Origin of the sequence: Pedobacter lusitanus (genome assembly GCF_040026395.1) — a bacterium.
Classification (GTDB): Bacteria; Bacteroidota; Bacteroidia; order Sphingobacteriales; family Sphingobacteriaceae; genus Pedobacter; species Pedobacter lusitanus.
In genome coordinates this window covers 4,714,357-4,726,557 of sequence record NZ_CP157278.1, presented here as the reverse complement: position 1 = coordinate 4,726,557, position 12,201 = coordinate 4,714,357, and the positions used below count along the sequence as shown (strand labels likewise).

Annotated in this window: 9 protein-coding genes; 5 read left to right on the top strand and 4 right to left on the bottom strand. The window is 38.4% G+C overall.

What is annotated here, in order from left to right; all coding sequences use genetic code 11:
• Positions 1-58 precede the first annotated feature (58 nt).
• Together PL_RS20195 and PL_RS20190 are read right to left on the bottom strand one after the other, a co-directional pair.
• Positions 59-628, bottom strand: coding sequence for an adenylate kinase (locus PL_RS20195; RefSeq protein ID WP_041882417.1), 570 nt, complete (start codon positions 626-628; stop codon positions 59-61).
• 412 nt (positions 629-1,040) lie between these two features.
• The gene (locus PL_RS20190) at positions 1,041-2,804 is read right to left on the bottom strand and encodes a hybrid sensor histidine kinase/response regulator (RefSeq protein ID WP_348620229.1); all 1,764 of its coding nucleotides are present in this window, start codon (positions 2,802-2,804) and stop codon (positions 1,041-1,043) included.
• A gap of 633 nt (positions 2,805-3,437) precedes the next feature.
• Here PL_RS20190 and PL_RS20185 point away from each other — a divergent pair.
• Positions 3,438-3,992 carry a TetR/AcrR family transcriptional regulator gene (locus PL_RS20185; RefSeq protein ID WP_041882413.1) on the top strand — a complete coding sequence of 185 codons (555 nt, stop codon included), beginning with the start codon at positions 3,438-3,440 and terminating at the stop codon, positions 3,990-3,992.
• A 187-nt stretch (positions 3,993-4,179) separates the two neighbouring features.
• On the top strand, positions 4,180-4,593 hold the full coding sequence (locus PL_RS20180; RefSeq protein WP_041882412.1) for a nuclear transport factor 2 family protein: 414 nt from the start codon (positions 4,180-4,182) through the stop codon (positions 4,591-4,593).
• 54 nt (positions 4,594-4,647) lie between these two features.
• Here the strand turns inward: PL_RS20180 and PL_RS20175 are convergent, their stop codons facing one another.
• Entirely contained in the window at positions 4,648-7,053 is a 2,406-nt protein-coding gene (locus PL_RS20175; RefSeq protein WP_041882411.1) for an outer membrane beta-barrel family protein, read from the bottom strand.
• A gap of 107 nt (positions 7,054-7,160) precedes the next feature.
• On the opposite strand from PL_RS20175, the gene PL_RS20170 reads away from it, so the two are divergent.
• A complete protein-coding gene (locus PL_RS20170; RefSeq protein ID WP_348620224.1) occupies positions 7,161-8,828 on the top strand; it encodes a histidine kinase in 1,668 nt (555 codons plus the stop codon).
• A complete protein-coding gene (locus tag PL_RS20165) occupies positions 8,825-9,523 on the top strand; it encodes a LytR/AlgR family response regulator transcription factor (RefSeq protein WP_041882409.1) in 699 nt (232 codons plus the stop codon). The genes PL_RS20170 and PL_RS20165 overlap by 4 nt, the downstream gene beginning before the upstream one ends.
• A 17-nt stretch (positions 9,524-9,540) precedes the next feature.
• Here the strand turns inward: PL_RS20165 and PL_RS20160 are convergent, their stop codons facing one another.
• A complete protein-coding gene (locus tag PL_RS20160) occupies positions 9,541-11,091 on the bottom strand; it encodes a serine hydrolase (RefSeq protein WP_052496292.1) in 1,551 nt (516 codons plus the stop codon).
• Between the two features lie 522 nt (positions 11,092-11,613).
• Here PL_RS20160 and PL_RS20155 point away from each other — a divergent pair.
• Positions 11,614-12,180 (top strand): RNA polymerase sigma factor, encoded by a 567-nt coding sequence (locus PL_RS20155; protein WP_052496291.1) that lies wholly within the window; start codon positions 11,614-11,616, stop codon positions 12,178-12,180.
• The last annotated feature ends 21 nt before the right edge of the window (positions 12,181-12,201 follow it).

Below are 12,201 nucleotides of genomic sequence, written 5' to 3'. Positions count from 1 at the left end.
CTAATAGAAATAGCGGGAAGAACTTACATCCGTCCCGCTATTAATTATATTATTTTAATTAATACTTATCAAGCACTGCACATAAGTCAGCAAAGATATCATCAATTTTACCGATACCATTTACTTTTCTCAACTTATCCTGTGCTTCGTAATATGGCAAAACGTGAATAGTTTTGCTGAAATACTCATCAATGCGTTTTTGCAATTTATCAGCCTGATCATCAACCCGGTTGGTTAATTTCTGACGTTCAGCGATCCTTTTAGTCAGTTCACCCTGATCTACATCCAGTGCAATTACAACTGCGATAGAACTTCCTTTGCTTTCTAAAAATTCATCCAATGCTGCTGCCTGAGCTACTGTTCTCGGGAAACCATCAAAGATAAATCCTTTTGCATCAGGATTTTTATCTACTTCTTCTTCCAGCATTGCAATCGTAATCTCGTCCGGAACAAGTTGTCCGTCCGCTATAAGCGCACTTACCTGTTTGCCCAATGGACTCTGGTTACTGATATGTGCTCTGAAAAGATCACCTGTAGAAATATGTATCAACTGATAACGATCAATCAATTTTTGTGACTGGGTGCCTTTGCCTGCACCCGGTGGGCCAAAGAGAACAAAATTTAGCATTTGGGTTGTCTTTAAAATTTTAAAAGCCTTTCTGCAACAGGCAGCAAGGCTTTTTCAGTTGATTATATTTAGCTTCTAAAAAAGAGATTTAATCACCGAAAACAATTTATTTATAATTACCAATTAAATCACTATAATCCTTAAAATCCCATCAGCAAAATACTGCATAAACAAGAAAAGGTTTAAGTTATTAAATTTAGTCTTAGCCAAAAAGACGAACTTTTTGTTCCAATTGACCATTTTCTTCAAAAGATTTTAGTGCAACTGATCAGAAAATTACTCTCTTCCGATGCAGCGAACTTTGAATCTTTTCAAGGCTGCAAATATATAATTATTAATTTACTATACTTACTTTTTTTCAAAATACTCCCGTAAACCGGCCTGATGCAGGCTAAAATATTTCTGATGAATTTCACGTTGATTTCAGGCTATGTCCCAGCCAGATATTTTCCATTTTCTGATACAGAATTTCGGGCTGAAACGGCTTATGAAGTGTATCGTTCATTCCTGCTTCCCTGACCAGAGCAATAACGTCATCAGATACAGATCCCGTAAGCGCTATGATAAAAACAGCTGCTTTCTGTTTGTCTTCCATAGCCCGGATCAGTTTCGCAGCCTCATAGCCGTTTAGCACGGGCATATGAATGTCCATTAAAACCAGATCATAATGACGCTCATTCATCAGCCTGACAACTTCTCTTCCATTCTCCGCTACAGTAAGTTCAATTTTCCATCTGTCGAATAATTTTTTCATAAACAATACATTCATCGGATTGTCCTCTGCCATTAATACCTGCATCCCGGGCAGCTGAAAAACTTCCGTCTGTTCACTATACTGAGCTGGCAGTTCCTGTCCTGCAGAGGCCTCAGCATAATCGATATCAAAATAAAACCTGGTACCAGTGCCTATTTCACTTTCAAGATGGATGGTACTTTGGTGCAGCTTAAGTAAATGTTCTACGATACCAAGCCCTAAACCCGTACCTCCAAACTGTCTGGATGTTGTAACTGAAGCCTGCGTAAAAGGATCAAAAATATGCCGTTGATTTTCAGCGCTGATTCCAAGCCCCGTATCCTGAATAATAAATCTGAGTTTGAAACTGGTATCCACATGCTGAATTACCTTCACTTTAATCCCGACTCCCCCTTTATCAGTAAACTTAATCGCATTCCCTACCAGGTTATATATAATCTGCATTAATCTTGTAGGGTCACCCAAAAGATTGCGGTCTCCAAATTCAGCCGCAACTGAGATTCTGAAATACAGCCCCTTTTCCAGTGCCTCAATTTTTAATCCCCCACAGGCATTTTCAAGTAGTCTTTTCAAATTAAACGGAATAGATTCAAGCGCCACTTTTCCTGATCCCATTTTATTAAAGTCAAGAATATTATTAATCAGGGAAAGGAGGCTTTCGGCCGAAAATTTCAGAATATCCAGATTCTCCTGCAGCAGCTGATCCTTATTCTCTCCTTTTAACAGATTAGCCATCCCGATTACTGTATTGAGCGGGTTTCTTAATTCATGGGATACAGTTGAAAAAAAAAGTGTCTTGGCCGCATTTGATTTTTTAAGTTCTTCATTCAGCTTCTCTTTAGCTTCAATGACTTCATACAGGATATTGCGGTAATAGTAATGGCCCAGAAATATAATGATGAAATTCAGCAAAATAATCAGCGATGTACTTTCCAGTGAAGTTTGTGTCATAACTAAACCCAGATCAGCAGACTGATTAAACAGAACCCGTGCAATTACAGGGATAGCCGCAGCAGCAGAATAAACCAGTCCCCACCAGCCGCTTAAACCATAAAAGCTCCACATGCAGATCATAAACAAATCCTGAATGACAATCAGATTGAGATTCCGATGATAAATCAAAAGATTAATCCAGCTGAAAATGACAGAAGACAACAAAGCAAAATGGATCAATCTGCTCAGATACTGTGGTCTGGATAAAAGAATTTTCAGGATAATTGTAGTAATAACTGTTGCTATAATACACTGTATTATACCATTTACCTGATGATTTCTCAGATAAGAAGGCAGCAATATCCCTACTTTTAGAAAATTCATCAGGAACACAAAATAAAAAACAATAATTTTTGCCCTTGATACAGAATCATTGGTTCTGCCGAGTGTTTCTTTTAAAGACCAGTTGAATAAACTTAAAGGAGGCATGCATCTTCTATATTTCCTTACAAATATACGATCAATTTTAATCCTTAATTAAATTTTAACTCATTTTAACCGATTAAATCAAGAGCTTAGGCTTATAATATTTTATTGAAACATAAAAACTAAAGATTAAGTTAATTTTACAGTAACATTAAATCCAGTAGCTTTTTTCAGCAGGATCCGGATTATAACTATCTTTGGATCGTAATCAATAGCCCTATGAAAACTCTGATGATTTTCTGTGGTATTCACAGCCTGTTCTTTGCAGTGTTCCACTGCCTGTTCTGGAAAAAATTAAACTGGAACACGGAGCTGAAACAACTAGCGCCTTATAACCGGGCCGTCATGCAAATTCTAAATCTGAGGCTGATTTACATCTTCTTTATTCATTCATTGATGTGCCTGTATTTTTCATCAGAACTACTCCTGACGCCTATCGGGAATTTTATTCTGGTTGCCTCCTCATTATTCTGGATTGGAAGAACCATTGAACAATTCCTGTTTAAGAAGCTACTTCCATTTAATGTACCCATAAATATATTTCTGACTGCATTGTTCATCATTGGCTCTGTCATCTACTTAATTCCCTTGATTATCTGATAGCAGATATTTAAACAGAAGACCTAACTTTACCCGATGAAACAAAAAGCAGCTGATCCTAAAACAAGAATACTGGAAACAGCAACCAGACTTTTCTATACACAGGGATATAACGCAACGGGGATTAATCAGATAATTAAAGAAGCTGAAGTAGCCCGTGCGAGTCTGTATATGCATTATCAGTCCAAAGAAGATCTGTGTATTGCTTTTCTCAATTTTCGTCACGAATACTGGTTTAAATGTTTCAGAGAATTTATTGACCCGGTAACTGTACCTGAACGGAAATTAATAGCGGCATTTGATTTCCTGATCAGTATGAATGAGAAAGAAGATTTCAGAGGTTGTGCCTTTATGAATATTCTGTCAGAAATCAGCCCTGCCGATGCGACCATCTATGCCATTATACAAAATCACAAACAAAAATTACGCAATTACCTTGGCCATATCCTCCCTGATTCAGCTCAGTTACTGAAGGATCATATCTATCTTCTTTTTGAAGCTTCTATGCTTGAAAGTCACCTTTACAGAGATCAATGGCCGGTCATCCAGTCAAAAGAACTGCTCAAAAACCTGATTCGGAACAACAAATAAACTACTGATCAACAGACAATTCACAATAAAAATCCATAAAACAGACAGATCGGTCTATTTAACACTTAATTTTAGTAGTTTTGCTTTGTCTGAAAGCTGATTATTCCTTATCCGGATAGGAAAATTCACATCTGGAAACAGACAGACCGTTCTACCTTAATTGTCTAATCTAATAATTTTAAAGATCATGGAAAAGAAATTCCCTTTACCCCCATTTAACCTGGAAACAGCTTTATTAAAAGTACAACAGGGCGAAGACGCCTGGAATAGCCAGGATCCACACCGTGTAGCTCAGGTATACACACCGGATACTGAATGGCGTAACCGTGACCAATTTATCAATGGCCGTGAAGAAGTAGTTTTGTTTCTTACAGAAAAATGGAAAAAAGAACAGGACTATAAATTAAAAAAAGAACTCTGGGCATTTACTGATAACAGAATTGCGGTAAGATTTGAATACGAATTTCACGATGAATCGGGAGATTGGTTCCGTGCTTATGGCAATGAGAACTGGGAGTTTAATGCGGATGGGCTGATGCAGAGAAGATTCGCTTCTATCAATAATGTTCCGATTGAGGCCAAAGACAGAAAGTTCGTTTAGCCGGGTTTTCTGTCTCTGGCGAACATGGAGTTTAAACAGGAATTAGCAAGCATACTAATTCCTGTTACCACTTTTAGCCTGTCTTACCGACTGGTTCTCTTTGAGATTCAAACGATATACAAAAGTCAGACGGTAACGTGCTGCATTCGGACTATTTGTTTGCGCCAGCATATAATCATTTCCAGTAGTAATTGTCCTGTATTTACGGAGATTAAATACATTGCTTACATCAAATAATAACGTGGCTTTATCGCTAAATAAATTCTTACTGGCACCAAAATCAATATTATGTATTGTTGCAGAATAAGTCTGAGCATTACTTTGAGCTCCTGTATAATTATAACGGCACTGTAAAGCCAGTTTATGCTGAAATTTCACCTGTGTACTTAGACGTCCGGTAAAAACATCGCCAGAGTAATTAAAATTATGTTCTTTATACAAGCCCTTTTGTTTGAAGCTGTAAGCGTTCAGTTCTGCATTAATCTGTAACCATTGAAATGGATTATACAAAGCTGAAAGTTCTGCACCGCGGCGAATCTCACCATCGATATTAACTGGTGTAGTAATAAAAACGCCATCCTGATTCCTGAAGGTATAATCCTGAATAGTTCCTTTATTATTTTGATAGTATAACGATGGATTAAGCGTAAGCGTGCTCCAGCGTTGTAAAAATCCCAGTTCAAAAACATTGGCATAAGATGGATTTAGTTCAGGATTCCCCATAAACCTGGCGTTAAAGTCAGTCAGTTCGTTAAAAGGATATAAAAGCTGCAGTGCCGGCCGGTTAATTCTTCTGCTGTAACTCCCCTGTATAGCGGGACCTTTTGTCAATTGATAAGTAAGACTAAGCGTTGGAAATAAGCGCATGTAGTTCTTTTGGTCAGCATAAGTCCCGGCTCTATCCTCAACTTTAACACGGGTTAACTCAGAACGCAAACCCAGCTGATAAGCCAGTTTACTGATCTTACTTCCCAGCTGCACATAAGCGCTCCCTATCAGTTCATTATAAGCCAGCTGATTATTGATATTCTCAATAATACTCCACTGATCTGCATCTTGCTGCTCGGCTTTGAATTCACTGGTTACTTTTCGATTCTCTGTCTTAAGCCCCATTTCCAGTATCGTATTGCTATCCAGAGGTAACTCCAGATCCGTTTGTGCCATAAAATCTTTACTGGCACCGACAGAACTGGTTCTGACAGGAGACAGCGCTGTTATTACAGGCAGTAGCTTTTTAGTATTGAGGTTCCAGTCTTTATCACTGTTCCAGAAATCATATTGCATATCAATAGTATACTTTTTCCGCGGCTGCTTAAACTTCCTGGTATAATTGAATTCCAGTTGGTTATAACTCCTTTTTTCCCAGGACTCGCCATTCCTGAGTATACTGCTGTCCGGCCCGTTTCCTTTAGCAGTGTAATTGTAATTTATAGCAGTTTTATCATGATCACGCGTAGCATTCTTCAAAAAGGCGATAGTAATGGAATTTTGATCATTGAACTGATAATCGGCACCAAAATATAGCAGTTTAGCATCATCGTGACGTTTTTCATCCTGTCTCTGATTCAGCAAAACAGTAGTTCCGGAATTGGAAACCGACTGATTGGTTGTATATAACCCTACATAATCAGATAAACGGATTCCAAAAGTAGAGAACACATTGAGTTTATCGGATTTAAAATTCAAACTCGGCGCAATCCTTGTTTCATTTGGTATACCGCCAACCAGCCTCAGCTGCCCGTTAAATCCTCCCTTTTTATTTTTCTTCAGGATGATATTGATAATACCTGAAGAACCTGACGCATCATACCTGGACGAGGGATTGGTAATCACCTCCACCCTTTCTATCTGATCGGCAGGTATCTGATCAAGTGCATTCCCCTGGGTAAGTCCTGAGCGACGGCCATTGATCAATACCAGTACATTGCTGTTTCCTCTCAGGCTTACCACCCCTGAAGGGCTCACGCTCACAGCCGGTACTCCATTTAAAAGTTCAACTGCAGAGCCACTTTGCGATATAATATCTCTCCCTGTTTCAAATACTTTCTTATCCAGCTTTAAACTGATAGCCGGTTTGTCGCTTGTTACAGCTATTTCTTTTAATAAGATTTGATCAGCTTTAAGCAAAGTTGTTCCGACATTGATGTGTGTAAGCGCAGCACTTATTTCCAAAGGCTTTTTAAATGTCTGATAACCCATCAGGCTAAATTCAATGATCATATTTCCTGAAGGAATACCATCCAGCTTAAACCCTCCTTTTTCATCAGTTATTCCCGCAGCAACCATTTTCAATGTCTGATCTTTTATACTCACTGTAGCATAAACAACTGGTGTTTTTGACTGCTGTTCCAGCACCAAACCGGAGATAGTTTTCAACTTCGCATCAGAAGAAGCAGGCTGCTGGGCAAGAGCGGCGGAAAAGCAAAAAGCCGAAATAAAAATAATAAAGAGTCGTTTCATAGCACAAGTCTAAGCTATCATGACAATTGCGCAGAAGAAAAACATGTCAACGGCTCTATCACCTTTTGAAATGCAATTTTTCGCTTATATTAGACTTAAATTACCCTATGCAACGCCTCCTGATCTTTTTAACTATCGCTCTGTCTTTTTCTTCCTGCAAATCAGCTGTGACTTCCGAGCACTCTCCGACCGTTTATCAGACAGGAGACAACAGCTTATGGGCAGAAAAAAACTTTAATGATAGTAGCTGGTCCACTAAAAGAGGTAACACTGATCAGCAGATTTTCTGGGCACGATCAGTTGTGAAATTCATCAAAACCCCTTCTGCTTCAATCGGACTGCAAATTGAAGCTTTTGGTGCCTTTGAGCTTTACTGGGACGGGGTACTGATTGGTCACAATGGGCAGATAACCCAAAAGAACAAACCAGAGCAACCAGGTACTGCTACAAGTTTTTTCCAGATACCATCTGCTTTAGCCGATACGGGCAGACATATCGTGGCTTTACGTATCACCCAATCTTATTTAAATGGTGTAAAACGACCAATAGGTATTAAACCGGACATCTATGCAGATTTGCTGAGAAGGCCCCTGATCCTTATCTCATTTATGAATCTGATGGCGGGTGCATTTCTGACTGCAGCAATCTACTATTTCTTCCTGTTTCTCAACAGCCGGCGTAAAGAATACAGTGTACTGATCTTTGCCTTCATCTGTTTACTTTTTTTTGCGCTGCAAATTACCGAATACATTAAGTTCTATCTGGATATCCGCTATACTGATTTCTTTTTAAGGCTCGAAATTATTGGCTGGCTGACCTTTGCTATTGCATTGCTGGTCCCTTTATATTTTAGTATTCAGTTTAGTTTCCCTCAAAAAAAAGCGCTCCTGATTATCTTGTTCATTATACTGATTACTGTTTATGGGATAAATCGTCAGCATTACGATCTGACAGCCATGCTTTACAGCCTGGTGATGTGGCTGGCTTCCCTTATTATTGTAGCCAACGCAATTCTTCAACGGGAAAAAGGCAGCCTGATTGTACTTTCCGGTTTATTGGCAACTGCAGCAATCAATCATTTTCTGTTCTACGATTTTGGTCTTTTCATCAGCTTCACGATGATTGTCCTATGTATACTTTATCTGCATACTATCCGCACCAGAATGATAGAAGATGAATATCAGTCTTCCTTACTCCTGTCTTCAAGATTACAACTGGAACTGATTAAAAAAAATATTCAACCCCACTTTCTGAAGAATACTTTAACTTCAATGATCGACTGGGTAGAAGAGTCTCCAAAACAGGGTGCCGAATTTATACAGGCGCTGGCAGAAGAATTTGATATTATGAATTCGATATCCGAAGCTGTTTTAATACCCGTGAGACAAGAAATAGAGCTTTGCAAAACCCACCTGACGGTGATGCAGTTCCGGAAAGAAATCAGGTACGAATGGGAAGACTCAGGAATTGAGGATAGCGAATATATCCCTCCGGCATTGATTCATACAATTCTTGAAAATGGAATTACGCATAGTATTCCGCATGCCGACAGCCTCATTACTTTTAAGTTGAGTTATTTACGTACAGCAAACTATAAACAATATACCTTCTGTACTCATGCACTGAACCGGGAGGTATTGAAAAAAAGAGAAGGAGGCAACGGTTTCCGTTATGTCAAAGCCCGTTTGACAGAAAGTTATGCAGACCGTTGGAAATTTATTTCAGAAGCAGCCCCAGGAGGCTGGTTAACCACTATTCAGATTTACGATAAATGAGAATACTAATTATTGAAGATGAGGCAAGAATAGCCAGAAGGCTTGAACGGATGACCCGCGATTTCTTTGAGCAGAATATATCCGGTATTGCGATTTATGACTCTTTGCAGAATGGTTTGTCCTATATAGAAAATCATACGATTGATCTATTGTTATTAGACCTGAATTTAAACGGCGAAAATGGATTTGATATACTGGAATCCATGGTAGCCAGATCATTTCACACCATTATAGTATCTGCCAACACAGATAAAGCAATCACTGCTTTTACTTACGGCGTGTTAGATTTTGTAGCCAAACCTTTTGATCAGGCAAGATTATCCATGGCTTTCAGAAGGATCAATGCCAGTGGAAAAAATGCAGAACATACCATGAAATACCTGGCCGTAAAAAAAGCCGGGAATACCCGTCTGATAGATATTCAGGAAGTACTTTATATCAAAGGAGCTGGTATTTACAGTGAATTGTATCTGCAAAATGGGAAACAGGAATTACATGACAAATCAATGGAGATGCTGGAGCAGCTGCTTCCTGATTCATTTGAACGTATTCATAAATCCTATCTGGTCTCCCTGGATCAGGCCGAAAAGATCATTATAAAACCAGGGAGCAGTTATAGTTTATTACTTAAAAACGGAGAAATACTACCTATAGGCAGATCAAAATACAAAGAGTTAAAGCAGAAGATGATTTAGCAATTTGCAGGCTGAACCTATTTTTCAGGTTTCGTGACTTTGTTAAACACAGATTGCTTGCCATTCTCATCTAATGGAATAGTTATATTCTCTATTTTCCCATCCAATCCTGTTATAAAATTAAGCTGGAGATCAAATCCTGTTGGCATGGCATCATTCTCTCCATCGCCTCCTTTTGCTTCAAAAATATCATAATGATAGTGTCTGACGCGAGCAGTTTTTTCTCCGATTTTCATAACCAGCGAATCTTTTTTCAGGACAAGCTCAATTGTACCATAGGCAGGATTCTTATATAAACCTATATAATTTTTTAAAGCATGGGATGGTTTTGTATGCAGCACCTGAACAGAATCGATTATCTTTTTTTCTTTATTTACTTTGGTTTTGGCCATTGCTTTTACGCTATTGAGTTTACCATTCCAGTCATTAGGGCTAAGCCTGAACATCCGGTCAGCAATGCTGCTCACAATAGTTTCCGGAACCTTAGAGCTATTTTGATTGGTTAACACGACTATTCCCAGCTCGTCTGAAGGAAAAAATGACACCAGGGCACTGAAACCATTGATATTTCCACCATGCTCAACTCTGTAATGGCCTCTGTAAGAACTGATCATCCACCCCAAACCATAATTGGACAGAAATATATCTGCATTTTCTTTAGGCAAGGCTTCGCTCATCACCATCTGGGAACTGCTGGCCGCCCGGACATAAGATGACGGTAGAATTTCCTTAGCTAAAAAGCGGCCGCCACCTATCCATAATTTCAGCCAGTTGGTCATGTCATTTGCAGAACTGTTTATACTACCGGCAGGCCCCATTCCGGAAATATTGTAATAGGGTATTCTTTTAATCCGCTCATCTTGATCAACTGTATATGGCAGGGAAGAATCTGTGTCCTTCTGCAATTCAAAAATACTGGTATTTGAACGTTTCATATTTAACGGATCAAAAAACCGTTCTTTAATATTCTGTTCCCAGGTTTTGCCTGTTAGCTTTTCAGCAATCATACCCTGTGCTAAAAACATATAATTATTATACTGCCATTTTTCTCTGATACCATAGGTTGGGATCATATAACGGACACGGTATAAAAGACTGTCCCGGTTATTTGAATTAAACAGATACCAGGAAGTGTCATAACGGGATAAACCTGTACGATGACACATCATATCACGAACAGTAAGCTGATTGTTCATCTCATTGTTATAAAAACGCAATTGCGGAAGATAAGTGGTTGCTTTTCCATCCAGATCCAGTTTCCCTTCTTTCTGTAACAGCCCTAACAAAGCAGAGGTAAAAGCCTTTGAAGACGAGCCTATAGCAAAAAGGGTATTTGGAGTAACTGGTTTCTGATGTTCCAGATCCCGGTAACCAAAGCCTTTACTATAAATAACCTGATCTCCTTTAACTACGGCTACAGCAAATCCTGCAACATGCTGATCTTTTAATATTTTTAAGAATAGCGAATCTATGTCTTTAAGCGGTTCAACCGCTGTGCCGGCAGGTTGCTGAGCAAATGAGTAAAATGAAACTGTACAGAAGAGAACGAGATTTAGAATATATTTCATAAAATGAATTGACGTTTTACAGGAGCTTTCCAAAGTCTCACCAGACCAGAGAAATACTAAATCAATTTAGACATTTATTATAATAATAAAAGATAATAAACGCTTTTAACCGATTGTTTTTTTATCTCCGGAGAACTGAAAATACAATTCTGATAACGGTTATTACCTTTTTTGCAGAAAATATGGCTTTCGGCTAAGAAAACGGGTTAAGTAGTGACGTAAATACCTGTTAGAAGGGTATTAAAAGGATATTGAAAGGGGGTTGAAAGGACCCAGGTCATTGCAAGGTCCTTCCAACGTCCTTTCAACCCCCTTCCAATGTCCTTTCAACAGGGTTTTTAACCCCATGAAAAACACATTTTATACGGCGAACCGCTACATCGTTTTTCACTCGTTATTTATATTATTTACAAAAAAAAGATTATCAGCATAAGATTACAGCTGATTTACAGTATGATTTAGAGAAAAGAGATAAAAAAAATAAAAAAAACTTCTATCATTGATCAAAATTGTTCCAAAACCTTGACTTCTTACACTACAATTTCCGATTCAGACTTAATTAACCTCCTTAAAAAGGAAGACAGGAAGGCATTTAACGAAATTTACAGGAGATACGCTGGTAACTTAATTAATTTTGCCAGTTCAAAATTATATTCTTTGGATGATGCTAGAGATCTGATTCAAGATCTGTTTACAACCTTATGGGCAGACAGGCATAAAATTCTGATCACTTCTTCTATTCAATCTTATTTATTCACTGCAGTAAGGTATAAAGTAATTGATAAAATAAGAAAAAATGTAACCCGGGAGGAGTATGTAATGATTATACAGTCACTGGTTATACATCCTGATTATAACCCCGAAAAAGAACTCGAAGCAAAAGATCTTAAAAAGGTTATGGATCTGGCTATTCTTAAACTTCCTCCCCGCACCAGGGAAATCTATGAACTCAGCCGCAATGAATATCAGAGTATAACAGATATCGCGTCAAAGCTTAATCTTTCTGAACAAACAGTAAAAAACCAGTTAACAACGGCCATGAAGATTTTAAGGGAAGCATTAGATAAACTGTCTGTGTTGTTATTATAAGGGAATATTTACCAAAGCAAA

Coding starts and splice junctions, on each gene's coding strand:
- PL_RS20195 (WP_041882417.1), bottom strand. CDS start 628: ATGCTAAATTTTGTTCTCTTTGGCCCACCGGGTGCAGGCAAAGGCACC.
- PL_RS20190 (WP_348620229.1), bottom strand. CDS start 2,804: ATGCCTCCTTTAAGTTTATTCAACTGGTCTTTAAAAGAAACACTCGGC.
- PL_RS20185 (WP_041882413.1), top strand. CDS start 3,438: ATGAAACAAAAAGCAGCTGATCCTAAAACAAGAATACTGGAAACAGCA.
- PL_RS20180 (WP_041882412.1), top strand. CDS start 4,180: ATGGAAAAGAAATTCCCTTTACCCCCATTTAACCTGGAAACAGCTTTA.
- PL_RS20175 (WP_041882411.1), bottom strand. CDS start 7,053: ATGAAACGACTCTTTATTATTTTTATTTCGGCTTTTTGCTTTTCCGCC.
- PL_RS20170 (WP_348620224.1), top strand. CDS start 7,161: ATGCAACGCCTCCTGATCTTTTTAACTATCGCTCTGTCTTTTTCTTCC.
- PL_RS20165 (WP_041882409.1), top strand. CDS start 8,825: ATGAGAATACTAATTATTGAAGATGAGGCAAGAATAGCCAGAAGGCTT.
- PL_RS20160 (WP_052496292.1), bottom strand. CDS start 11,091: ATGAAATATATTCTAAATCTCGTTCTCTTCTGTACAGTTTCATTTTAC.